Below are 23,153 nucleotides of genomic sequence, written 5' to 3'. Positions count from 1 at the left end.
GCGGGGCTCCTGGGGGTGTTCTGGACGCACTTGCGGGTTTCCTCCGCAGGCTAGGCGCGGGGGAGGGGCGGAGGCATGCGCCGATCGGGAGTGATGGGGTCGTGTCGTTGTCCGTGATGGACAGGGCGGCCCCGCTTCCGCTCCCCGGGGGCGTCGGACCACACGGGTGGTCGAAACCCCTCCGGGGCGTCCGGGGGCCACTAGATTGACGGTGGCACAGAGACGGCGACCTGGCTGGTCAGGGGGCAGGGGTTCATGGAGACCGACGGCACGTACGAGTCACGCGACACGCGGGGGAGCGCGGTCCCGCGCCCGGCGGGTCCACCCGTGCCGCCCACACCGCCCCGCCCCCGCCCGGAGGGGCCCCTCGTCCCCCCGCCGCCCGCACACGCGCCGACGCGCGTCGGGGTCGCCGAATGGCTCCGCATCCCCCGGCCCGCCGCCGATCCGGGCATCTGGCGGCTCGGGCACCGGCCCCGCCCCCAGGAGGAGCCGGACGACGTGCCCGCCCGCCGGCTGTTCGCCGGAGCCCTCATCTCGCTGCTCAGCGGCTGGCTCCTCTGGTCCCTCCTCTGGAACGGCTACCTCGGCCGCTACTGGCTCTGGCCCCTGCTCGTCCTCACCCCGGACAGCTGGCGCACCGACGCCGACGCCTGGGCCGCCGCCAGCTACACCTACTACGCCCTCGTCGGAGGCGGCTTCCTCGTCTTCTTCGCCCGCGTCGGGCACGTCCCGGACATCTGGCGCCGCTACACCCGGAAGAAGGACACCCCGCCCCCGCCGCCGCCCCCGGCCGCCGACCCCGCCGAGTGGCCCGAGCTTCGCGACGCCGGGCTGACCGAGGCGGCCGCCCGGCTCGCCGAGGCCACCAGGGGTGGGGTCCTCGGCGACGTGGACTACGCCCGGATCCGCCGCGCCTGGCAAGGGGTACGGAGCCGGCCGGAGCGGCTCCACGCCTTCACCGAGGCCGTACGGACCCGGGGCGCCGCCGCCTGCGGCCACCCCTCGGGCCTGCGCGACCTGCCCGTCCGCACCGCCACCCACGACCTCGCCACCGACCAGGTCCTCATCGGCACCGCCGCCGACCACCCCCGCAACCCCTACGCCCGCCGCACCACCGGCGTCGCCCTGGAGCCGGGTCTCCTCGGGACCTCCCTGCTCGCCGTCGGACCCGCCGGATCGGGGAAGACCGTGCGGCTCGTGCGGCCCGTCGTCGAGTCGCTCTGCCTCCAGGCCCTCGCCAACCGCGCCGCCGTCGTGGCCGTCACCTCCCACGGCACCGCCGTCGGCCCCGACGAGGCCTTCGACGTGGTCGTCTCCGTCGGACGGCCCGAATCCACCCACGACCTCGACCTGTACGGCGGAGCCGACGACCCCGACGAAGCCGCCCGGATCCTCGCCGAGGCGCTCGTCGGTGACCTGGTGACCGACAGCAGGAGGGCGGCCACCGCGCTCGCCCAGCTGATCGGACCGTTCCGCGCGGCCCACGGGTGCTTCCCCGGAGTGCCCGAGCTGCGTGAGCTGCTCGGCGGGACACCCGAGGCGCTCGCCGCGCTGCGCGCCGCCGTCGCGGACGACCCCGCCCAGCTGCGTGAGCTGACCGCCCGGCAGCGCCAGGCCGAGCGCGGTGACGACGTCGGCGACCTCCTGGCCGAACGCATCGCCTTCCTCGACCGCCCCGCCTTCGCCCCGTTCTTCCGCACGGCGGGCGGCACGGACTTCCGCACGGCGGGCGGCACGGACGAGGGCGCGACCGGCGGGACGGACCGGCGAGCCGGCGCGGACAAGCACGCCGGCGCCGGCCGTCGTGGCGACTCCCCCGACCGGGAGCGGCCGCAGTTCTCCCTCCGCGCCGTCGAGCACCCGCTCCGCGTCCGCGTCGACCTCCCCGAACGCGGCCACGCCGAAGCCTCCCGGATCGTCTCCCGACTGCTCCTCGCCCAGTTCACCGAGGCCGCCCTCGGCCGCCGCGACCGCTCCCTCTTCGCCTGCCTGGTCCTCGACGACGCCACCTACACCGTGACCGGCGACTCGGTGCGGGCCGTCCAGCGGCTGCGCTCCGTCAACGCCGGCGTCGTCCTGACCCTGCGCAGCCTGGAGGACGTGCCCGAGCCGCTGCGCGGTCCGCTGCTCGGGGCCGTCGGCTGCCGGATGGCGTTCGCCGGGATCGCGCCCTGGGACGGCGGACGGTTCGCCGAGACCTGGGGCACCGAATGGGTGCAGACCCGGGACGTCACCAACCGGCAGATCATCTCCGACGAGCCCCTCACCAAGGCCCTGCACTTCATGCGACGCCTGGTGACCGGCAAGGCCGCGACCGCCGAGGCCGTGACCGTACGGGAGGTGGAGCGCCAGCGCTGGTCGGCCTCCGACCTCGCGCACGCCGTCCCCGCCGGGCACGCCGTGCTGTCCGTCACCCATGTGCGGGGCGAGTACGCGCCGCCGCTCCTCGTGGACCTGAGGAACTGAGGGAGCGCCGGGGCCGGGCGGGGCCCCGCCCGGAACGGGCCGCTCCGCGCGGCCGGGTGGCGGTCGAGCCGGAGCGGGCGTCCCGGGGCCCTGGCACAATCGGGGGCGCCGCTCGGCTGAGCGGCGCCCCCTCGCTCAAAGGTCCGACGGTCTCCCCATGCCGCCCACCCTCGCCTCGCTCGTCCAGCACTCCTCCCTGAAGCTCGTCGTCCGTGCCGGTGAGGACCGCCTCGACACCCCCGTCCGCTGGGCGCACGTCAGCGAGCTCACCGACCCGGTCCCGTACATGGAGGGCGGTGAACTCCTCCTCACCACCGCGCTCACGCTCGACGCGGAGGACCTGGAGGCCATGCGCCGCTACGTGCGGCGGCTGCTCGGCGCGGGGGTCGTCGGGCTCGGCTTCGCCGTCGGCGTCAACTACGAACAGATCCCGCCGGCGCTGCTCGACGCGGCCCGCGAGGAGCACCTGCCCCTCCTGGAGGTTCCCCGCCGGACGCCGTTCCTCGCCATCAGCAAGGCGGTCTCGGCCGCCATCTCCGCCGACCAGTACCGCGCCGTCACGGCCGGTTTCGAGGCCCAGCGCGAGCTGACGAGAGCCGCGCTCGCCGAGGGCCCCGAGGCCGTCGTCGCCCGGCTCGCCGCCCATGTCGACGGCTGGGCCGCGCTCTACGACACCTCCGGCACGGTCGTCGCCGCCTCGCCCGACTGGGCGGCGCGCCGGGCCGCCCGGCTCACCCCCGACGTGGAACGGCTGCGCGACCGGCCGGCGCCCGCCAGCGCCGTGGTCGGCGGCACGGACGACCGCGTCGAGCTCCAGTCCCTCGGCACCGGACGCCGGGTGCGCGGCGCCCTCGCGGTGGGCACGGGCGCGCCGCTGGGGACGGCCGAGCGGTACGCGGTGCACTCCGCGATCGCCCTGCTCACCCTCACGACGGAACGTTCCCGCTCGCTGCAGGCCGCCGAACAGCGGCTCGGCGCCGCCGTCCTGCGGATGATGCTCGCGGGCCAGCCGGACCACGCGCGCGCGGTGGCCGGGGACGTGTACGGCGGGCTGCTCGACGCACCCTTCCGGATCGTCGTCGCGGAACCCGCCGGGGCGGAACCGGCGGGCGAGCCCCCGCTGCCGCTGCTCGCCGAGGCCCTGGAGGCTGCCGCGGCCCGCGCCGGCGAGGCGGTGCTCGCCGTCCCCGAGAGCGAACAGCGACTCGTCGTCCTCGCCGGTGACGGAGGCGCGGTCGTGGCCGCCTGCGAGACGTACGCGGAGCGGGACGCCGACGAGGCCGGTGTGGCCATCGGGCTGTCGGCCCCCGCGGGACCGATCGTGGCCGCCTCGGCGTACAAGCAGGCCGAGCAGGCGCTCTCGGTCGCCCGACGCCGGGGGAAGGCGCTCGTCGAACACGAGGACCTCGCGGCGGGCTCGGTCCTGCCGCTCCTCGCCGACGACGCCGTCCGCGCCTTCGCCGACGGGATGCTCCGCGCGCTCCGGGACCACGACGCGAAGGGCCGGGGCGACCTGGTCGCCTCCCTCAGGGCCTGGCTGTCCCGGCACGGCCAGTGGGACGCCGCGGCGGCGGACCTGGGCGTCCACCGGCACACCCTGCGCTACCGCATGCGGCGGGTGGAGGAGATCCTCGGCCGCTCCCTGGACGACCCGGACGTACGGATGGAGCTGTGGCTGGCCCTGAAGGCGACGGGGGAGGACACGGAGTAGGGACCCCGCCCGTCGGCGGGCCCGTCAGCCGTCGGCGTCCCCGCCGCCGTCGCCGGAGCGCATGCTCCGACGCCGGTTGCTCCGCACCACCTGCCCGGCCGTAAGGGTCACGGCGGCGACGGCGCGGACCCAGCGGGGGCCGCCCCGCGCGGCCCACACCACGCAGACGCACCCTCCGACGGTGAGGACCAGGACGCCGGTCAAGGCGAGCAGGATCATGTGTTTCCCCTAGCGGAGCACCGAAGCCGTCTCGTCTGCGGACGGGTCGGTCGGTCAGTCGGTCGGACGGTCGGCCGGTCGGTCAGCCGGACGGGCGGTCTGTCGGTCGGACCATCCTGTCAGTGCCCTAGACGTCCTCCGACGCCCCCGCGTTCCCGCCCTGGCCTGCCCGATCGCGGGCAATTCTCTTGGTCAAAGGGCCGGACACTCCTTACGCTCCTGCTCATGACAAGCCCCGCCGTCGACCCGGCCCCCGCAGCACACCAGGCCGTGTCCACGCCCCGTACCGCCGTCCCCGCCGCCCCCGCCCGGCGGCGGATCACCGGCGCCGTATGGGCCGCGCTCGGCATCGTGTACGTCGTGTGGGGCTCCACCTACCTCGGCATCCGGATCGTCGTCGAGACGATGCCGCCCTTCCTCTCCGCCGGCACCCGTTTCGTCACCGCCGGCCTGCTCCTCGTGGGGATCATCGCCTGGCGCCAGGGCCCCGCCGCCCTCAAGGTCACCCGCCGGCAGCTCGGCTCGGCGGTGCTCGTCGGCCTGCTCCTGATCCTCGGCGGCAACGGCCTCGTCGTCCTCGCCGAGACCTCCGTCCCGTCCGGTCTCGCCGCGCTGCTCATCTCCGTCGTCCCGGCCTGGGTCGTGATCCTCAAGGCCACCACGGGCCTGCGGCCGAACGCCGGCGGGCTCGCCGGGGTGCTCCTGGGCCTCGCGGGGCTCGCCGTGCTCACCCTGCCGGGCCTCAGCGGCGACGTGAAGGCCACAGGAGTGGTCCTCGTCGTCGTGGCCACGTTCCTGTGGTCCCTCGGCTCGTTCTCCTCGGCCCGCCTCCCGATGCCCGCCAACCCCTTCACCGCCAGCGCGTACGAGATGATCGCGGGCGGTCTCGGCGGCCTCACCGTCGGCCTCGTCCGGGGCGAGCAGCACGGCCTGGACCTCGGAGACGTCTCCACCCGCTCCTGGGCCGCCCTCGCCTATCTGATCGTCTTCGGCTCCCTGATCGCCTTCACCGCGTACGCGTGGCTCCTGCAGGCCGCGCCGCTCTCGCTCGTCGCCACGTACGCGTACGTCAACCCCGTCGTCGCGGTCGCCCTCGGCGCCCTGGTCCTGAACGAGGCCCTGTCGTGGCCCATCGTCCTCGGCGGCGCGATCGTCGTCGGCGGCGTCTGTCTGATCGTCAGCACGGAGCGGCGCGGCTGAGCCCGTACCCCCTTCCTGTCTGCTTCGGCCAAAGCGGACAGGAGTCGGCGGCCACCACTCCACACCGGACAAGCCCCCGCCGGCCCGCTTCGCCCTAACGTGTCACGAGAGCGCGAGAGCACCCCCTCGCATCACCCCCGAAAACGGAAAGGGCCGGTACGCGATGACGACCACCCACGCCTTCTGGCTCGCCGGCCGCGAGGCCACCGGCGAGGCCACCTTCGACGTCACGAACTCGTACGACGGACGTCTGGTCGGCAAGGTCAGCGTGCCCACCGAGGCCCAGGTCGAGCAGGCCGTCGCCGCCGCGCACGCCGTCGTCGACGAGTTCGCCGCGACCCCGGCGCACGTCCGCGCCGCCGCCCTCGACCACGTGTCGAAGCGGCTCGCCGAGCGCACCGAGGAGATCGCCCTGCTGATCTCCGCCGAGAACGGCAAGCCCGTCAAGTGGGCCCGCGGTGAGGTCGGCCGTGCCGTCTCCGTCTTCCGTTTCGCCGCCGAGGAGGCCCGCCGCTGGAACGCCGGCGAGGCCCAGCGCCTGGACACCGAGGCCGGCGGCGCGGGCCGCCTCGCCCTGACCCGCCGCATCCCCAAGGGCGTCGTCCTCGGCATCGCGCCGTTCAACTTCCCGCTGAACCTCAGCGCCCACAAGGTCGCCCCGGCCCTCGCCGTCGGCGCCCCGATCATCCTCAAGCCGGCCCCGTCGACCCCGATCTCCTCCCTGATCCTGGGCGAGATCCTGGCCGAGACCGACCTGCCGGCCGGCTCCTGGTCGATCCTCACCGTGCCGAACGACCGGATGCCCGCCCTCGTCCAGGACGAGCGCCTCCCGGTCATCTCGTTCACCGGCTCCGACAAGGTCGGCTACGCCATCCAGCAGTCGGTGCCGCACAAGCACTGCACCCTGGAGCTCGGCGGCAACGCCGCGGCCGTCGTCCTGCCCGACTGGTCCTCCGAGGAGGACCTGGACTGGGCGGCGTCCCGCATCGCCACCTTCTCCAACTACCAGGGCGGCCAGTCCTGCATCTCCGTCCAGCGCGTGATCGTGGACTCCTCCGTCCACGACCGTCTGCTGCCGAAGATCGTCGCCGCGGTCGAGGCCCAGGTCACCGGTGACCCGTCCGACGCCGCCACCGACGTCGGCCCGCTCGTCGACGAGGCCGCCGCCCAGCGCGTCGAGGCCTGGGTCGACGAGGCCGTCGCGGCCGGCGCGAAGCTGCTCGCCGGCGGCAAGCGCGAGGGCGCGACCTACGCCCCGACCGTGCTCACCGACCTCCCCGCGGACGTCACCCTGGCCCGCGCCGAGGTCTTCGGCCCGGTGCTCACCATCGCCGTGGTCGACGGCGAGGCCGAGGCCTTCGCCGCGGTCAACGACTCGGACTTCGGCCTCCAGGCCGGCGTCTTCACCCACGACCTGCAGGCCGCCTTCCGCGCGCACCGCGCCCTGGAGGTCGGCGGCGTGATCATCGGCGACGTCCCCTCGTACCGCGCCGACCAGATGCCCTACGGCGGCGCCAAGCGTTCCGGCGTGGGCCGCGAGGGCGTCCGGTACGCGATGGACGACTACACCTACGAGCGCGTCCTCGTCCTGACGGGCCTCGCGCTGTAACCCGTACGCCCACGGGTCCACGAGACCAGGCGGCCTGAGCCCACTGTGCGGGGGCTCAGGCCGCCTTCTCGTCTTTCCGGACCGGCGGAAATCGGGTACGACGGACAAAGAGACCCAGGAGGTGTCCATGTCCGCGCCCACGCAGCGGCCCAAGGTCACCGCCCACGAGGCCCGGCAGACCGCCGAAGCCGCACGTGAGCGTGACTGGCACAAACCCAGCTTCGCCAAGGAGCTCTTCCTCGGCCGGTTCCGGCTGGATCTCATCCATCCGCACCCGCTTCCCGACCACGAGGACGCCAGGCGCGGCGAGGCCTTCCTCGCGAACCTCCGCGCCTTCTGCGAGACCCGGATCGACGGCGCCCGCATCGAACGCGAGGCCCGCATCCCCGACGAGACGATCACCGGGCTCAAGGAGCTGGGCGCGCTCGGGATGAAGATCGACCGGAAGTACGGCGGCCTCGGCCTCACCCAGCTGTACTACAACCGCGCCCTCGCCCTCGTCGGCTCCGCCAGCCCCGCCGTCGGCGCCCTGCTCTCCGCGCATCAGTCGATCGGCGTACCGCAGCCGCTGAAGCTTTTCGGCACGCAGGAGCAGAAGGACGCCTTCCTGCCCCGGCTGGCCCGTACCGACCTCTCCGCCTTCCTGCTCACCGAGCCCGACGTCGGCTCCGACCCGGCACGGCTCGCCACCACCGCCGTGCCCGACGGGGACGCCTACGTCCTCGACGGGGTCAAGCTCTGGACCACCAACGGCGTCGTCGCCGACCTGCTCGTCGTCATGGCCCGGGTGCCCAGGTCCGATGGCCACCCCGGCGGCATCACCGCCTTCGTCGTCGAGGCCGACTCGCCCGGCATCACCGTCGAGCACCGCAACGCCTTCATGGGCCTGCGCGGCCTGGAGAACGGCGTCACCCGCTTCCACCGCGTGCGCGTGCCCGCCGAGAACCGCATCGGCCCCGAGGGCGCCGGCCTCAAGATCGCCCTCACCACCCTCAACACCGGCCGTCTCTCGCTCCCCGCCGCCTGCGCGGGCGCCGGCAAGTGGTGCCTGCGGATCGCCCGCGAATGGGCGGGCGTCCGGGAGCAGTGGGGCGGGCCGGTCGCCCGGCACGAGGCCGTCGGCACCAAGATCTCCTTCATCGCGGCCACCACCTTCGCCCTGGAGGCGGTCGTCGACCTCGCCTCGCAGATGGCCGACGAGGACCGCAACGACATCCGCATCGAGGCCGCCCTCGCCAAGCTGTACGGCTCCGAGATGGCCTGGCTCATCGCCGACGAACTCGTCCAGATCCGAGGCGGCCGCGGCTACGAGACCGCCGACTCGCTCGCCGCCCGGGGGGAACGCGCCGTCCCCGCCGAGCAACTCCTGCGCGACCTGCGGATCAACCGGATCTTCGAAGGCTCGACCGAGATCATGCACCTGCTGATCGCCCGCGAGGCCGTCGACGCCCATCTGTCCGTCGCCGGGGACCTCATCGACCCCGGGAAGTCGCTCGCCGACAAGGCGAAGGCCGGGGCGCGGGCCGGCGGCTTCTACGCCCGCTGGCTGCCCGGGCTCGTCACCGGACCTGGCCAGCGGCCGGGGTCGTACGCGGAGTTCGGCCGGCTCGCGGGCCACCTCCGGTACGTGGAGCGGACCTCCCGCAAGCTCGCCCGCTCCACCTTCTACGCGATGTCCCGCTGGCAGGGCCGGATGGAGCTCAAGCAGGCCTTCCTCGGCCGGATCGTCGACATCGGCGCCGAACTCTTCGCGATGAGCGCCGCCTGTGTACGGGCCGAGCTCCTGCGCACCACCGGCGACCACGGCCGCGAGGCGCAGCAGCTCGCGGACGTGTTCTGCCACCAGGCGAGGCTGCGGATCGAGGAGCTGTTCGGGCGCCTGTGGTCCAACACGGACGACCTCGACCGACGGGTCGTGGACGGCGTCCTCGCCGGCCGCTACACCTGGCTGGAGGCGGGGATCGTCGACCCGAGCGGGGACGGCCCCTGGATCGCGGACGCGACCCCTGGCCCCGCGACCTCCGAGAACGTCCACAGAAAACTCCCCTGACGGCGGCCACCCGCCACGGACACGGGCGTGCCCGAGCCATCGAACGGCGCCGGCCCCGGGGCGACCCACCCGCCCCGTGGCACGGCGCCGGCCGGAGCCTCCCGCCCGCCACCCCCCGTTGTGGGCATTCGTTCCTCCCCCAGACTCCGTCCGGGGGGACCCCCAGGGCGGAACGGGTGGGCACAACGGAACGGCGCCCCATGCCGGGCCTAGGCTTCCGCGCCTGAACCCGCACCCCGTGAGCGGCGCGCTGCTGGCCGCGGGTCCAGGCGCCGGCCTTGGTTCCCGCCTGAACCCGCACCCGGCGCGCGCCGCACATGTGGTGCGGGTCAAGGCGCAGGGGGCGGAGGCGCCGCCAAGGGCGCCGTCCCGTGTGGGCAATCGTCCCGCCCTGCGGGACGATTGCCCACACGGCGGGGCACCGAGGGGTGCCCGCACGGGGGGCCGGGTCGTAGGGCGCCGCAGGGGCCGTGGCGGGGTTGGTCAGGGCCCCGAACCGGTAGGGCGCCGCAAGGGGCCCGGCGCCGCGGGGGTCGTCAGGGCCCCGGGCCGGCAGGGCGCCGCCAGGGTGGCCACCCGGTAGGGCGTCGCGCAGCGCGTCGTCCACGTTCCGGACCGCCACACCCCCGCACCGCAGGTCACGGCACCATGAGCACCGTGACCGTCATCGACATCCCCGGCTCCAAGTCCGTCACCGCCCGCGCGCTCTTCCTCGCCGCCGCCGCGGAGGGCACCACCACCCTTCTCCGGCCGCTCGTCTCCGACGACACCGAGGGCTTCGCCGAGGGCCTCACCGCCCTCGGCTACACCGTCCGCCGCGAGCCCGGCGCCTGGCACATCGAGGGCCGCCCGGCAGGCCCCGGCGCGGACACGGCCGAGGTCTACTGCCGCGACGGCGCCACCACCGCCCGCTTCCTGCCCACCCTCGCCGCCGCGGGCCACGGCACGTACCGCTTCGACGCCTCCGCGCAGATGCGGCGGCGGCCCCTCGGCCCGCTCAGCACTGCCCTGCGCGACCTCGGCGTCGACCTCCGCCACGGTGAGCGGGAGGGCCACCACCCGCTCGACGTCCACGCCCGCGGCGTGAAGGGCGGCGCGCTCACGCTGGACGCCGGGCAGTCCTCCCAGTACCTGACGGCCCTGCTCATGCTGGGCCCGCTCACCGCCGAGGGCCTCGACATCACCGTCACCGACCTCGTGTCGGAGCCGTACGTCGAGATCACCCTCGCGATGATGCGGGCCTTCGGCGCCGACGTACGCCAGGACGGCCGGACGTACCGGGTCGCCCCCACCGGCTACCGGGCGAGGACGTACGGCATCGAGCCCGACGCCTCCACCGCCAGCTACTTCTTCGCCGCGGCCGCCCTCGAACCGGGCCGTTCCGTCACCGTCCCCGGCCTCGGCACCGGCGCCCTCCAGGGCGACCTGGCCTTCGTGGACGTCCTGCGCCGCATGGGCGCGGACGTCGAGATCACCGGAGCCGGGACCACCGTCCGCTCCACCGGCCGGCTCCACGGCCTCACCGTCAACATGCGGGACATCTCCGACACCATGCCGACCCTCGCCGCGCTCGCGCCCTTCGCCGACGGACCCGTCCGCATCGAGGACGTCGCCAACACCCGCGTCAAGGAGTGCGACCGGCTCGACGCCTGCGCCGAGAACCTGCGCCGCCTCGGCGTCACCGTCACCACCGGCCCCGACTGGATCGAGATCCAGCCCGGCACCCCCACCGGACCCGTCGAGATCGCCACTCACGGCGACCACCGGATCGTGATGTCCTTCGCGGTCACCGCCCTGCGGACCCCCGGGATCACCTTCGACGACCCCGGCTGCGTGAAGAAGACGTTCCCCGACTTCCACCGCGTGTTCGACACGTTCGTCCACACCCCGTGAAGAGCGCCCGGTGTTTGCGGCAAGAATGGGGGGCATGAGCGACCGCCCCTCTCCTCTGGCCGATCCCCGTAGCGTCTTCTCCCCCGTGGATGTGGATGCAGGACGCCGGGACATCGTCGTCCTCGGCTCGACCGGGTCCATCGGCACCCAGGCCATCGACCTGGTGCTGCGCAACCCCGACCGCTTCCGGGTCACCGGCCTGGCCGCCTCGGGCGGCCGGATCTCGCTGCTCGCCGAGCAGGCGCACCGGCTGAAGGTCGCCGCGGTCGCCGTGGCCCGCGAGGAGGCGCTGCCGGAGCTGCGCGACGCGCTGAAGGCGCTGTACGGCTCCGAGCCGCTGCCCGAGCTCCTGGCGGGCCCGGACGCCGCCACCCAGCTCGCCGCCTCGCCGTGCCACACCGTCCTCAACGGCATCACCGGCTCCATCGGTCTCGCGCCGACCCTCGCCGCCCTCGAAGCCGGCCGCACCCTCGCCCTCGCCAACAAGGAGTCGCTGATCGTCGGCGGCCCCCTGGTGAAGGCGCTCGCCAAGCCCGGCCAGATCATCCCGGTCGACTCCGAGCACGCGGCCCTCTTCCAGGCGCTCGCCGCCGGCACCCGCGCCGACGTCCGCAAGCTGGTCGTCACCGCCTCCGGCGGCCCCTTCCGCGGCCGTACGCGCGAGCAGCTGGCCGACGTGACCCGCGAGGACGCGCTCGCCCACCCCACCTGGGCCATGGGCCCGGTGATCACGGTGAACAGCGCGACCCTGGTGAACAAGGGCCTGGAGGTCATCGAGGCCCATCTGCTCTACGACATCCCCTTCGACCGCATCGAGGTCGTCGTCCACCCCCAGTCGTACGTCCACTCGATGGTTGAGTTCACGGACGGCTCCACGCTCGCCCAGGCGACCCCGCCCGACATGCGCGGCCCCATCGCCATCGGCATCGGCTGGCCCGAGCGGGTCCCCGACGCGGCCCCCGCCTTCGACTGGACCAAGGCGTCCACCTGGGAGTTCTTCCCGCTGGACACCGAGGCCTTCCCGTCCGTCGGGCTCGCCCGGCACGTCGGCGGCCTCGGCGGCACCGCCCCCGCCGTCTTCAACGCGGCGAACGAGGAGTGCGTCGAGGCGTTCCTCGCCGGCAGGCTGCCGTTCAACGGCATCATGGACACGGTCACGGCGGTCGTCGCGGAGCACGGCGTTCCCGTCACGGGAACCTCCCTGACCGTGCCGGACGTCCTCGAAGCGGAGACCTGGGCGCGCGCCCGGGCCCGAGAGCTCGCAGCGAAGGCAACAGCGGAGGCCCGCGCATGACCGAAATGCTTCTCTACGCCCTGGGCATCGTGCTGTTCGCGCTCGGGCTGCTCGTCTCCATCGCCTGGCACGAGCTCGGCCACCTCTCCACGGCCAAGCTCTTCGGCATCCGCGTCCCGCAGTACATGGTCGGCTTCGGCCCCACGATCTGGTCGAGGAAGCGCGGCGAGACCGAGTACGGCATCAAGGCCATCCCGGCCGGCGGCTACATCCGCATGATCGGCATGTTCCCGCCCGGCGACGACGGCCGCATCGAGGCCCGCTCCACCTCGCCGTGGCGCTCGATGATCGAGGACGCCCGCGAGGCCTCGTACGAGGAGCTCAAGCCCGGCGACGAGACCCGCCTCTTCTACACGCGCAGGCCGTGGAAGCGCGTGATCGTGATGTTCGCCGGACCCTTCATGAACCTGGTCCTGGCGGCGGCGCTCTTCTTCGGCTCGATGATGACCCTGGGCATCGAGGGTCAGACGACCCAGGTCGCCGGCGTCCAGAAGTGCGTCATCGAGCAGAGCGAGAAGCGCGAGAAGTGCGCGAAGGGCGACCCCGTCTCCCCGGCCTTCAAGGCCGGCCTGAGGGACGGCGACCGGATCGTCGCCTTCAACGGCACCCCGGTGGCCGACTGGGACACCCTCTCCGACCGCATCCGCGACACCATCGGCCCCGCCACGGTGACCGTCGAGCGGGCCGGGCAGCGCGTCGACCTGCACCCCACCCTCGTCTCCAACAAGGTGCCGAAGAAGGACGAGGACGGCAACGTCGTCCAGCCGCTGACCTACATCGACGCCGGCTACCTCGGCTTCGCCTCCAAGACCGAGGTCGCGCCCCTCACCTTCGTCGAGACCACCGACCGGATGTCCGACCTGCTGGAGAACGGCGTCCACTCGGTCATCGCCCTCCCTGGCAAGATCCCCGGCCTCTGGGACGCCACCTTCGGCGACGGCGAGCGCGCCGACGACTCCCCGGTCGGCGTCCTCGGCGCCGCCCGCCTCACCGGCGAACTGATGAACGTCGAGGCCCCGCCCGAGCGGATCCTCGTGTGGTTCATGAACATCCTGGTGATGTTCAACGTCTCGCTGTTCCTGTTCAACATGCTGCCGCTGCTGCCCCTCGACGGCGGTCACATCGCGGGCGCCCTCTGGGAGTCCGTACGCCGCCACACGGCCCGGATCTTCCGGCGCCCCGACCCCGGCCCGTTCGACGTGGCCAAGCTGATGCCCGCCGCCTACGTGGTGGCCGGCGTCTTCGTCTGCTTCACACTGCTCGTCCTCGCCGCCGACATCGTCAACCCGGTGAAACTGACGTAGCTCCAGGGGAGGCCGGACCCGGTGGTGTCCGGCCTCCCACTCCCAGGGCGGTAACCTCGGAGACCTGAGCCCGCCGACGCACAACCTTGAGGTTGCACAGAAGATGACCGCGATTGCTCTCGGTATCCCGACCGTTCCGACCCGGCTCGCCGAGCGGCGCAAGAGCCGCCAGATCCAGGTCGGCAGCGTCGCCGTCGGCGGTGACGCACCCGTCTCCGTGCAGTCGATGACCACGACCCGCACCTCCGACATCGGCGCGACGCTCCAGCAGATCGCCGAGCTGACCGCCTCCGGCTGCCAGATCGTGCGCGTGGCCTGCCCCACGCAGGACGACGCCGACGCCCTCGCGACGATCGCCCGGAAGTCCTCGATCCCCGTGATCGCCGACATCCACTTCCAGCCGAAGTACGTCTTCGCCGCGATCGACGCCGGCTGCGCGGCCGTCCGCGTCAACCCGGGCAACATCAAGCAGTTCGACGACAAGGTCAAGGAGATCGCCAAGGCGGCCTCCGACGCCGGGACCCCGATCCGGATCGGCGTCAACGCCGGCTCGCTCGACGCGCGGCTCCTCAAGAAGTACGGCAAGGCCACCCCCGAGGCGCTCGTCGAGTCCGCCCTCTGGGAGGCCTCCCTCTTCGAGGAGCACGGCTTCCGCGACATCAAGATCTCGGTCAAGCACAACGACCCGGTCGTCATGGTCGAGGCCTACCGCCAGCTCGCCGCCCAGTGCGACTACCCGCTGCACCTCGGCGTCACCGAGGCGGGCCCGGCCTTCCAGGGCACCATCAAGTCGGCCGTCGCCTTCGGCGCCCTGCTGTCCCAGGGCATCGGTGACACCATCCGCGTCTCGCTCTCCGCGCCGCCGGCCGAGGAGATCAAGGTCGGCATGCAGATCCTGGAGTCGCTGAACCTGCGCCAGCGGCGCCTGGAGATCGTCTCCTGCCCGTCCTGCGGCCGGGCCCAGGTCGACGTCTACAAGCTCGCGGAGGAGGTCACCGCCGGCCTCGACGGCATGACCGTCCCGCTGCGCGTGGCCGTCATGGGCTGTGTCGTCAACGGCCCCGGCGAGGCCCGCGAGGCCGACCTCGGCGTCGCCTCCGGCAACGGCAAGGGCCAGATCTTCGTGAAGGGCGAGGTCATCAAGACCGTTCCCGAGTCGAAGATCGTCGAGACCCTGATCGAAGAGGCGCTGAAGATCGCCGAGCAGATGGAGAAGGACGGCGTCGCGAGCGGCGAACCGTCGGTCGCCGTCGCCGGCTGAGCCCTCTCCTCACGGGACCGGTTCGCCTCCGGGACGCTCGAACCGGACTCACAGCTGCGCCCGCCCGAACGCCCTGCCACCCACCCCCGGGTGGCAGGGCGTCGTGCTGCCGGAGGCGTGGTCCGGAAGCCTCCGGGTACAGTGCGGGAATCAGCAGAACCGCACGGTGAGGCCCCCTCGTGTTGACACAACCCGCCACCCGGGTCCTCGAACCCGCCGACCTCGGCGCCGCACTCGCCGTCCTGGAGAGCGCCCCCGTCGAGAACGCCTTCGTCGCCGCCCGCGTCCAGGTCGCCGGGCTCGACCCCTGGCGCCTCGGCGGCGAGATGTGGGGCTGGTACAGCGAGGGCCGGCTGCGCTCCCTCTGCTACTCCGGCGCCAATCTCGTGCCCCTGTGCGCCACCCCCGAGGCCGTCCGCGCCTTCGCCGACCGTGCCCGCAAGGTCGGCCGCCGCTGCTCCTCGATCGTCGGCCCCGCCGAGCCCACCTCCGAACTGTGGCGGCTCCTGGAGCCCAGCTGGGGCCCCGCGCGGGACGTCCGCGCCCGCCAGCCCCTGATGGTCGCCGAAGCGCCCTCCACCACCGTCACGCCCGACCCGCTGGTGCGCCGCGTCCGCAAGGACGAGATGGACGTGATCATGCCCGCCTGCGTGGCCATGTTCACCGAGGAGGTCGGCGTCTCCCCGCTCGCCAACGACGGCGGCCTGCTCTACCAGGCCCGCGTCGCCGAACTCGTCGGCAGCGGCCGCTCCTTCGCCCGCATCGAGGACGGCAAGGTCGTCTTCAAGGCCGAGATCGGCGCCGCCACCCGCCAGGCCTGCCAGATCCAGGGCGTCTGGGTCGCCCCCGAGCACCGCGGCAAGGGCCTCTCGGAGACCGGCATGGCCGCCGTCCTCCAGCAGGCCCTCGCCGACGTCGCCCCCGTGGTCAGCCTGTACGTGAACGACTACAACACCCCCGCCAGGGCCGCGTACCGCCGCGTCGGCTTCCAGGAGACCGGCGCCTTCATGAGCGTGCTGTTCTGAACGCGCTGTCCCGGGACGGCCGGCCGCTTGTAGGGTGCGCCGCATGGATGACGCAGAGGTCGTGATCGGGCCGGTCAATCTCGCCGCCCGGGTGGACGAGGCCCTCGCCGTGCAGGCACTCGCCTTCGGCCTGGACGACGACGAGATCGCCGTACGCCGCCACATCGTGCTGCGCCACCTGCTCAGCCCCGGCGCACGCGCCTACGGCGCCACCACCCCCGACGGGGCGCTCGTCGGATTCGTGTACGGGATGCCCAACGACCGCACCCACTGGTGGTCCACCGTCGTCGAGACCTACCTCCGCGCCACCGGCACCGCCGACTGGCTCGACGACTCCTTCGTCATCACCGAACTCCACGTCCACCCGGCCCACCAGGGGCGCGGCGTGGGCCGCGAGCTGATCACCACCATCACCGACGAGGCCGCCGAGCCGCGCTCCATCCTCTCCGCGATCGACACCGAGAGCCCGGCCCGCGGCCTCTACCGGTCCCTCGGCTACACCGACCTCGCCCGCCAGGTGCACTTCCCGAGCGCCCCCCGCCCGTACGCCGTGATGGGCGCACCGCTGCCGCTGCCGCGCCGGAACTGATTTCTCCGACCCGGGGCGGCCCGGCTAACCTCGGGGCCATCACCTTCTTTGTCCCGGCAGGAGTACGAGAACCATGGCCAACGCACCGGTCCAGCGCATGTCCCAGTTGATGGCGAAGACGCTGCGCGACGACCCGGCCGACGCCGAGGTCCTCAGCCACAAGCTCCTCGTCCGCGCGGGGTACGTGCGCCGCACCGCAGCCGGCATCTGGAGCTGGCTGCCCCTCGGCAAGAAGGTCCTCGCCAACGTCGAGCGCATCGTCCGCGAGGAGATGGACGCCATCGGCGCGCAGGAGGTCTCCCTGCCCGCGCTGCTGCCGCGCGAGCCGTACGAGGCGACCGGCCGCTGGGACGAGTACGGGGCCGAGCTCTTCCGGCTCCACGACCGCAAGGGCGGCGACTACCTCCTCGGCCCCACGCACGAGGAGATCTTCACCCTCCTGGTGAAGGACCAGTGCTCGTCCTACAAGGACCTGCCGGTCATCCTGTACCAGATCCAGACGAAGTTCCGCGACGAGGCCCGCCCGCGGGCCGGCATCCTGCGCGGCCGCGAGTTCCTGATGAAGGACTCCTACTCCTTCGACACGGAGGACGAGGGCCTCGCCCGGTCCTACGCCCTGCACCGCCAGGCCTACCAGCGCGTCTTCGAGCGCCTCGGCCTCGACTACCGCATCTGCGCCGCCACGGCGGGCGCGATGGGCGGCTCGAAGTCCGAGGAGTTCCTCGCCCCGGCCGAGGCCGGCGAGGACACCTTCGCCGACTGCCCGAACTGCGACTTCGCCGCGAACACCGAGGCGATCGCGTACGAGCTGAAGACGGTCGACGGCTCCGGCGTCGCGGCGGCCGAGGAGATCCCCACCCCGGACACCCCCACCATCGAGACCCTCGCCGCCTCCCTCGGCGTCCCGGCCTCCGCCACCCTGAAGAACCTCCTGGTGAAGGTCGACGGCGAGATCGTCGCCGTCGGCGTCCCCGGCGACCGCGAGGTCGACCTGGGCAAGGTCGAGGCGCACTTCGCTCCCGCCACCGTCGAGATGGTCACCGAGACGGACTTCGCCGCGCGCGCGGACCTCGTCCGGGGCTACGTCGGCCCGCAGGGCCTGGAGAAGGTCACCTACATCGCCGACCCGCGCGTCGCGCCGGGCACGGCGTGGATCACGGGTGCCAACAAGGACGGGATGCACGCGAAGAACGTGGTCGCGGGCCGTGACTTCGAGGTCGCCGAGTACGTCGACGTCGTCGTCGTCCAGGAGGGCGACCCGTGCCCGAAGTGCGGCACCGGCCTGAAGCTGGACCGCGCCATCGAGATCGGCCACATCTTCCAGCTGGGCCGCAAGTACGCCGACGCGCTCAAGCTCGACGTCCTCGGCCAGAACGGCAAGCCGGTCCGCGTGACCATGGGTTCGTACGGCATCGGCGTCTCCCGCGCGGTCGCGGCGCTCGCCGAGCAGACCGCCGACGAGAAGGGCCTGTGCTGGCCGGCCGAGGTCGCCCCGGCGGACGTCCACGTCGTCGCCGCCGGCAAGGCGCTCCAGATCGAGCTGGCCCTGGAGGTCTCCGAGAAGCTGGCCGCCGCCGGTCTCCGCGTCCTGGTCGACGACCGCGCGGGCGTCTCCCCGGGCGTCAAGTTCACCGACGCGGAGCTGATGGGCGTCCCGAAGATCCTGGTGGCGGGGCGCCGCTCGGGCGAGGGCGTCCTGGAGCTGAAGGACCGCCGCACGGGCGAGCGCGAAGAACTCCCGACGGCCGAGGCCATCACCCGCCTGACGCACTGACCCCACCGCCCCCGGGCCTCTGCTGGGCCGGTCCCGGGCTTCGCCGAGCCGGGCCGGGCCCGGACCCCGCTGGGCTCGCACCCCCCGTTGTGCCCACCCGTTCCGCCCTGCGGAACGGGTGGGCACAACGGGCCTGACAGGCCGCAGCACCTCGCAGCGGATCCGGGCCCGCGCGGCCCGGAGATCCCGCCACCCCGTCAGGGTTCCTCGTCGTGGTGGGTGGCGGGTTCCACCGACGTGCCCGTCAGGTCCTCGATCGCGTCCGCCGCATCCGCCCGCCCCGCCAGATACGCGTCCGACCGCGGTGGCACAGGCGGCGGCATCACATGCGTCATCGTCTCCGCGTGCCCCGTACCACCGGACGGCGTCGCCCGCTCCAGGAACCTCAGCAGCTCCACCGGGAACGGCAGCACCAGCGTCGAGTTCTTCTCCGCCGCCACCGCCACCACCGTCTGCAGCAGCCGAAGCTGCAGCGCGGCCGGCTGGTCCGACATGACCTCCGCCGCCTCCGCCAGCTTCTTCGACGCCTGGAGCTCCGCGTCCGCGTTGATGACCCGCGCCCGCCGCTCCCGGTCCGCCTCGGCCTGCCGGGCCATCGACCGCTTCATCGTCTCCGGCAGGGACACGTCCTTGATCTCGACCCGGTCGATCTGCACGCCCCAGCCGATCGCGGGGGAGTCCAGCATCAGTTCGAGCCCCTGGTTGAGCTTCTCCCGGTTCGACAGCAGGTCGTCGAGGTCGCTCTTGCCGATGATCGACCGCAGCGAGGTCTGCGCCATCTGGGAGACCGCGAACTTGTAGTCCTCGACCCGGACGAGCGCCTCCGCCGCGTCGACGACCTTGAAGTAGACCACCGCGTCGACCCGCACCGTCACGTTGTCCCGGGTGATGCCCTCCTGCGCGGGCACGGGCATCGTCACGATCTGCATGTTCACCTTGTGCAGCCGGTCCACGACGGGAACGATCATCGTGAACCCCGGCGCCCGCACGTCGTCCCGCAGTCGCCCGAAGCGGAAGACGACGCCGCGCTCGTACTGCTTCACGACCCGCGCCGCGACACCCGCGTACACGGCGAACGCGGCGCCCAGGCCTGCCGCCGCCATCAGCAGCTCTTCGATCATCACGGCCCCCTGGCATCGAGCCGAACAGTACAAAAAGGGTATTCCCCTACAGCCAGCTCGCGAACTCGAGAAGCAGTTCCGCGTCCTGCCGCCGCCCCGCCGCCACCGCCCGCGTCCCCGATTCGACCGCGCGGAACAGGGTCCAGCCGCGCAGCCGCTCCCGGTCCAGGTCCAGGGAGTCGGCCAGCTTGTTGACCCGCCGCCGGGCCGCCGAAGCGCCCGAGGACGCGGCCACCAGGTCCTCGACCCGGTCCCGTACGAGCCGGGCCAGGTCGTACGCCCGGTCGCCGACCAGCGGCTCGGGCCCGACCGCGAGCCAGGGCGCCCGGTCCCCGGCCAGGACCTTGCCCTGCCGGAAGTTCCCGTGCAGCAGCAGGGACTCGGAGGCTCCGCTCACCAGCTCCTGGCGCGCCGCGAGCGCCGCCGCCGTCAGCTCACCGGTCGCCGCGTCGTCCAGGTGGGAGCCCATCGCCTCGGCCTGCCGGGCGGTCCGCTCGGTCACCGTCTCGAACCCGTGCCCCGCCGGGGGCTCCACCCACAGCTTGCGTACGGTCCCCGCCGCCTCCAGGAGCGCCTTCGCCTCCGGCAGGGAGCGCAGCGAGACCTCGGGATGCAGTCGTTCGAGGACGAGCCCGCCCTCCCCGGCCTCGTCGAGGAGCTGGACCGCGCCCCAGCCGTTCCAGTGCGCCAGCGCGTCCCGCTCCCGGTCGGGCCGGGCGAACGGGGGCGCGATCTTGAGCGCCGCGGGGGAGCCGTCGGACCGCCGGACGAGGACGACGAGGCTGCTCCGCCCGCCGGGCGCCATCACCCGTTCGGCGTCCAGGGACGCGCGGTCGAGCACCTGGCCGGCGAGGGCGGGCAGCGTCTCAAGCCACGCGGCCGCGGCGGCGTCCCCGTACGTCTCACCGAGCGTCCTCGTCAGTCGCTGCGGCGGTTCGAAACCCATGCGTGCGTTGTTCCTTCGGTCGGGGCCGGACTCACGCCCGCTCGGCGAGCCCAGGAAAGGTTACGTCGCTGCCGCGCCAGCGGACGGCCCGTACCGCCGCCTCCCTGAGCGCGGCGGCCGCCTCGCGCCGCTGCGGGCCCTCGACGGCCCGCACCAGGTCGGAGTACACCCCGGCCACCCGGTCCTCGAGGACGGCCGCGAGACGCACGGCGCCGGCCGGGTCCGCGACCCGGAACGGCAGCGCGTACGCGGCCTCCGCCACCACCGGCGTCCCGCCGAGGTCGCGCACGGTCCTGCGCAGCGCGTCCCGGCGCGCCCGGTGGGCCTCGTACGCCGCCGTGGCCTCGGCCCTGCGCTCGGTTCCGATCCGGCCGCCGACGACCCCGTACCCGTACACCGCCGCGTGCTCGGCGGCCAGCGCGGCCTGGGTCGCGTCGAGGGCGCTCATGCCCGTGCTCCTTCGGTCAGCAGATAGGCGTGCGCGGCGCCGGCGGCGGCCACGGAGGCGAGCAGCCGGGCGTACTCGGGCGGGGCGGTGAGCAGGGCGGCGGTGTGGGCGTCGGAGGCCGTGCGCTCGGCCGCCGCCAGGTCCCTCAGCGCCGTCCCGGGGTCGGCGGCCACGGGTACGGGGGCGGGAGCGGACGCGACAGCGGTGGGGGAGGCGGTCGGCGAGGCCGTCGCGGGCCGTACCGTCGTGCCGCCCTCGCCGAGCGCCTTCGTGTGCGCCGCAACCGAGCGGCGCAGCGGGGCCAGCCGGGGGGCCAGGGCGGGGTGGGCGGCGAGCGCCGCGTCGTAACGTTCCAGCAGGGTCCGGGAGGCGGTCACGGAACGGAGCCGCAGGTTCGCCTCGGCCCGCGCCACCCGTTCGGCCTCCCGCTCGGCGGCGCTGGGCTTCCGGGGGCCGGGAGCCTCGGAGGTGCAGCCCGCGAGGGCCGTCGCGGCGGCGGCCGAGACCCCCGCCGTCAGGAGGGCGCGCCTGCCCGTCGTCGTCACGCTCTCTCCCTCAGCCGTGGTATGTCGTCGAAGATCGTCGGATCGCCGCAGGCGAGCGTACCCGCGGGCCCCGGGGCGGTGGACGGCAACACCCTCCGGGACCGGATACCCTTTGGTCTGACACGCGACGAACACACAACAGCACACGCGGCCGAGGAGTCACCCGGATGAGCACCACCCAGAGCGACAGGCTGCGCGGACTCGTGGAGCCGCTGGTCCACGCGAAGGGCCTGGATCTGGAAGAGATCGAGGTTTCCCGGGCCGGCCGCCGTGGACTGCTGCGGATCGTCGTGGATTCGGACGAGGGCGTGGAGCTGGACGCCTGTGCCGAGCTGAGCCGCGCGATCTCCGAGAAGCTCGACGAGACCGACGCGATGGGCGAGGGCGAGTACGTCCTCGAAGTCAGCTCCCCCGGCGCCGACCGCCCCCTGACCCAGCAGCGCCACTACGAGCGCGCCGCCGGCCGGCTGGTCAAGCTCCAGCTGAACGCCGACGGCGCCGCCGAGGAGCTGGTCGCGCGGATCCTGGCCGTGGACGAGGAGGGCCTCGACCTCGAGGTGCCGGGCGTGAAGGGGCGCAAGCCCACCGCCCGCCGGGTCGAGTTCACCGACGTCGTCAAGGCGCGTGTCGAGATCGAGTTCAACCGCAAGGACAAGAAGGAAGAGGAGGCGTAGCCGTGGACATCGACGTGAAGCTGCTCAAGGGCTTGGCGCATGAGAAGGAGATCTCCTTCGACCTGCTGGTCGAGGCGATCGAGTCGGCCCTCCTCATCGCCTACCACCGCACCCCCGACGCCCGCCGCCACGCGCGCGTGGAGCTGGACCGGGCCTCCGGCCACGTGACGGTGTGGGCGAAGGAAGACCCCTCCGACCTGGAGGAGGGCCAGGAGCCCAAGGACTTCGACGACACCCCGTCCGACTTCGGCCGGATCGCGGCGAGCACCGCCCGCCAGGTGATCCAGCAGCGGCTGCGCGACGCCGAGAACGACGTGACGTTCGGTGAGTACGCGCGCCGCGAGGGCGATGTCGTCGCCGGTGTGGTGCAGCAGGGCAAGGACCCGAAGAACGTCCTGGTCCGTCTGGACGACAAGCTGGAGGCCATCCTCCCGGTGCAGGAGCAGGTGCCGGGCGAGGACTACACGCACGGCCTGCGCCTGCGGACGTACGTCGTCCGGGTGGCGAAGGGCGTCCGCGGTCCGTCGGTCACCCTTTCGCGCACCCACCCCAATCTGGTGAAGAAGCTCTTCGCCCTCGAGGTGCCGGAGATCGCCGACGGCTCGGTCGAGATCTCGGCCATCGCCCGTGAGGCCGGTCACCGCACCAAGATCGCGGTCCGCTCCACCCGTTCGGGCCTGAACCCGAAGGGCGCCTGCATCGGCCCGATGGGCAGCCGGGTCCGCAACGTGATGGCGGAGCTGCTCGGCGAGAAGATCGACATCGTCGACTGGTCGGACGACCCGGCCGAGATGGTGGCGAACGCGCTCTCCCCGGCGCGGGTCTCCAGGGTCGAGATCGTCGACATGGCCGCCCGGTCCGCCCGGGTGACGGTGCCGGACTACCAGCTGTCGCTCGCGATCGGCAAGGAGGGGCAGAACGCCCGCCTGGCCGCCCGCCTGACCGGCTGGCGGATCGACATCCGTCCGGACACGGAGCCGAGCGGTCCGGAGGACTGAGATCGTTTTTGGCCAACAACTGT

Annotated in this window: 19 protein-coding genes; 14 read left to right on the top strand and 5 right to left on the bottom strand. The window is 73.3% G+C overall.

The window, feature by feature from the left end:
• Positions 1–255 precede the first annotated feature (255 nt).
• Complete coding sequence (locus AMK29_RS29985) at positions 256–2,469, top strand: ATP-binding protein (RefSeq protein WP_073818942.1); 2,214 nt, start codon at positions 256–258, stop codon at positions 2,467–2,469.
• Between the two features lie 157 nt (positions 2,470–2,626).
• Positions 2,627–4,180 (top strand): PucR family transcriptional regulator, encoded by a 1,554-nt coding sequence (locus AMK29_RS29980; protein ID WP_073818939.1) that lies wholly within the window; start codon positions 2,627–2,629, stop codon positions 4,178–4,180.
• A gap of 24 nt (positions 4,181–4,204) precedes the next feature.
• Here AMK29_RS29980 and AMK29_RS29975 read toward each other — a convergent pair whose 3' ends face one another.
• Positions 4,205–4,399, bottom strand: a complete 195-nt coding sequence (locus tag AMK29_RS29975) for a hypothetical protein (protein ID WP_073818937.1) — start codon at positions 4,397–4,399, stop codon at positions 4,205–4,207.
• Between the two features lie 225 nt (positions 4,400–4,624).
• On the opposite strand from AMK29_RS29975, the gene AMK29_RS29970 reads away from it, so the two are divergent.
• The 10 genes from AMK29_RS29970 to AMK29_RS29925 all read left to right on the top strand — a co-directional run bounded on the left by AMK29_RS29970 (position 4,625) and on the right by AMK29_RS29925 (position 18,398).
• Entirely contained in the window at positions 4,625–5,599 is a 975-nt protein-coding gene (locus tag AMK29_RS29970; protein WP_241845757.1) for an EamA family transporter, read from the top strand.
• Positions 5,600–5,762: 163 nt separating this feature from the next.
• The gene (locus tag AMK29_RS29965; protein WP_073818935.1) at positions 5,763–7,208 is read left to right on the top strand and encodes an aldehyde dehydrogenase family protein; all 1,446 of its coding nucleotides are present in this window, start codon (positions 5,763–5,765) and stop codon (positions 7,206–7,208) included.
• A 127-nt stretch (positions 7,209–7,335) separates the two neighbouring features.
• On the top strand, positions 7,336–9,258 hold the full coding sequence (locus tag AMK29_RS29960) for an acyl-CoA dehydrogenase family protein (protein WP_073818933.1): 1,923 nt from the start codon (positions 7,336–7,338) through the stop codon (positions 9,256–9,258).
• 657 nt (positions 9,259–9,915) lie between these two features.
• The gene (aroA, locus tag AMK29_RS29955) at positions 9,916–11,151 is read left to right on the top strand and encodes a 3-phosphoshikimate 1-carboxyvinyltransferase (protein ID WP_073819234.1); all 1,236 of its coding nucleotides are present in this window, start codon (positions 9,916–9,918) and stop codon (positions 11,149–11,151) included.
• 34 nt (positions 11,152–11,185) lie between these two features.
• Positions 11,186–12,445 carry a 1-deoxy-D-xylulose-5-phosphate reductoisomerase gene (dxr, locus tag AMK29_RS29950; RefSeq protein ID WP_073818931.1) on the top strand — a complete coding sequence of 420 codons (1,260 nt, stop codon included), beginning with the start codon at positions 11,186–11,188 and terminating at the stop codon, positions 12,443–12,445.
• On the top strand, positions 12,442–13,749 hold the full coding sequence (locus AMK29_RS29945; RefSeq protein ID WP_073818929.1) for a M50 family metallopeptidase: 1,308 nt from the start codon (positions 12,442–12,444) through the stop codon (positions 13,747–13,749). Before dxr ends, AMK29_RS29945 begins: the two co-directional genes overlap by 4 nt.
• A 103-nt stretch (positions 13,750–13,852) precedes the next feature.
• Positions 13,853–15,010: a flavodoxin-dependent (E)-4-hydroxy-3-methylbut-2-enyl-diphosphate synthase gene (ispG, locus tag AMK29_RS29940; RefSeq protein WP_073818927.1), complete on the top strand. Its 1,158-nt coding sequence runs from the start codon at positions 13,853–13,855 to the stop codon at positions 15,008–15,010.
• A gap of 179 nt (positions 15,011–15,189) precedes the next feature.
• Positions 15,190–16,035: a GNAT family N-acetyltransferase gene (locus AMK29_RS29935; RefSeq protein WP_073818925.1), complete on the top strand. Its 846-nt coding sequence runs from the start codon at positions 15,190–15,192 to the stop codon at positions 16,033–16,035.
• A gap of 43 nt (positions 16,036–16,078) precedes the next feature.
• A complete protein-coding gene (locus AMK29_RS29930; protein WP_073818923.1) occupies positions 16,079–16,624 on the top strand; it encodes a GNAT family N-acetyltransferase in 546 nt (181 codons plus the stop codon).
• A gap of 73 nt (positions 16,625–16,697) precedes the next feature.
• On the top strand, positions 16,698–18,398 hold the full coding sequence (locus tag AMK29_RS29925; protein WP_073818921.1) for a proline--tRNA ligase: 1,701 nt from the start codon (positions 16,698–16,700) through the stop codon (positions 18,396–18,398).
• Between the two features lie 197 nt (positions 18,399–18,595).
• On the opposite strand, the gene AMK29_RS29920 is transcribed toward AMK29_RS29925, so the two are convergent.
• Genes AMK29_RS29920 through AMK29_RS29905 form a run of 4 tightly spaced genes read right to left on the bottom strand, consistent with a single transcriptional unit; the run spans position 18,596 to position 21,458 of the window.
• Entirely contained in the window at positions 18,596–19,519 is a 924-nt protein-coding gene (locus AMK29_RS29920; protein ID WP_073818920.1) for a slipin family protein, read from the bottom strand.
• A 46-nt stretch (positions 19,520–19,565) separates the two neighbouring features.
• Entirely contained in the window at positions 19,566–20,465 is a 900-nt protein-coding gene (locus tag AMK29_RS29915) for an aminoglycoside phosphotransferase family protein (RefSeq protein ID WP_073818918.1), read from the bottom strand.
• 31 nt (positions 20,466–20,496) lie between these two features.
• Entirely contained in the window at positions 20,497–20,913 is a 417-nt protein-coding gene (locus AMK29_RS29910; protein WP_073818916.1) for a ferritin-like domain-containing protein, read from the bottom strand.
• Complete coding sequence (locus AMK29_RS29905) at positions 20,910–21,458, bottom strand: hypothetical protein (RefSeq protein WP_073818914.1); 549 nt, start codon at positions 21,456–21,458, stop codon at positions 20,910–20,912. The genes AMK29_RS29910 and AMK29_RS29905 overlap by 4 nt, the downstream gene beginning before the upstream one ends.
• 167 nt (positions 21,459–21,625) lie before the next feature.
• Here AMK29_RS29905 and rimP point away from each other — a divergent pair, with 167 nt between their 5' ends.
• Both rimP and nusA read left to right on the top strand, forming a co-directional pair.
• Entirely contained in the window at positions 21,626–22,132 is a 507-nt protein-coding gene (rimP, locus tag AMK29_RS29900) for a ribosome maturation factor RimP (protein WP_073818913.1), read from the top strand.
• A 2-nt stretch (positions 22,133–22,134) separates the two neighbouring features.
• Positions 22,135–23,130, top strand: a complete 996-nt coding sequence (gene nusA / locus AMK29_RS29895) for a transcription termination factor NusA (protein WP_073818911.1) — start codon at positions 22,135–22,137, stop codon at positions 23,128–23,130.
• The last annotated feature ends 23 nt before the right edge of the window (positions 23,131–23,153 follow it).

Origin of the sequence: Streptomyces sp. CB02261 (genome assembly GCF_001905665.1) — a bacterium.
Taxonomy (GTDB): Bacteria; Actinomycetota; Actinomycetes; order Streptomycetales; family Streptomycetaceae; genus Streptomyces.
This window is presented reverse-complemented; position numbering and strand designations above follow the sequence as displayed.

Coding starts and splice junctions, on each gene's coding strand:
- AMK29_RS29985 (WP_073818942.1), top strand. CDS start 256: ATGGAGACCGACGGCACGTACGAGTCACGCGACACGCGGGGGAGCGCG.
- AMK29_RS29980 (WP_073818939.1), top strand. CDS start 2,627: ATGCCGCCCACCCTCGCCTCGCTCGTCCAGCACTCCTCCCTGAAGCTC.
- AMK29_RS29975 (WP_073818937.1), bottom strand. CDS start 4,399: ATGATCCTGCTCGCCTTGACCGGCGTCCTGGTCCTCACCGTCGGAGGG.
- AMK29_RS29970 (WP_241845757.1), top strand. CDS start 4,625: ATGACAAGCCCCGCCGTCGACCCGGCCCCCGCAGCACACCAGGCCGTG.
- AMK29_RS29965 (WP_073818935.1), top strand. CDS start 5,763: ATGACGACCACCCACGCCTTCTGGCTCGCCGGCCGCGAGGCCACCGGC.
- AMK29_RS29960 (WP_073818933.1), top strand. CDS start 7,336: ATGTCCGCGCCCACGCAGCGGCCCAAGGTCACCGCCCACGAGGCCCGG.
- dxr (WP_073818931.1), top strand. CDS start 11,186: ATGAGCGACCGCCCCTCTCCTCTGGCCGATCCCCGTAGCGTCTTCTCC.
- AMK29_RS29945 (WP_073818929.1), top strand. CDS start 12,442: ATGACCGAAATGCTTCTCTACGCCCTGGGCATCGTGCTGTTCGCGCTC.
- ispG (WP_073818927.1), top strand. CDS start 13,853: ATGACCGCGATTGCTCTCGGTATCCCGACCGTTCCGACCCGGCTCGCC.
- AMK29_RS29930 (WP_073818923.1), top strand. CDS start 16,079: ATGGATGACGCAGAGGTCGTGATCGGGCCGGTCAATCTCGCCGCCCGG.
- AMK29_RS29925 (WP_073818921.1), top strand. CDS start 16,698: ATGGCCAACGCACCGGTCCAGCGCATGTCCCAGTTGATGGCGAAGACG.
- AMK29_RS29920 (WP_073818920.1), bottom strand. CDS start 19,519: ATGATCGAAGAGCTGCTGATGGCGGCGGCAGGCCTGGGCGCCGCGTTC.
- AMK29_RS29915 (WP_073818918.1), bottom strand. CDS start 20,465: ATGGGTTTCGAACCGCCGCAGCGACTGACGAGGACGCTCGGTGAGACG.
- AMK29_RS29910 (WP_073818916.1), bottom strand. CDS start 20,913: ATGAGCGCCCTCGACGCGACCCAGGCCGCGCTGGCCGCCGAGCACGCG.
- rimP (WP_073818913.1), top strand. CDS start 21,626: ATGAGCACCACCCAGAGCGACAGGCTGCGCGGACTCGTGGAGCCGCTG.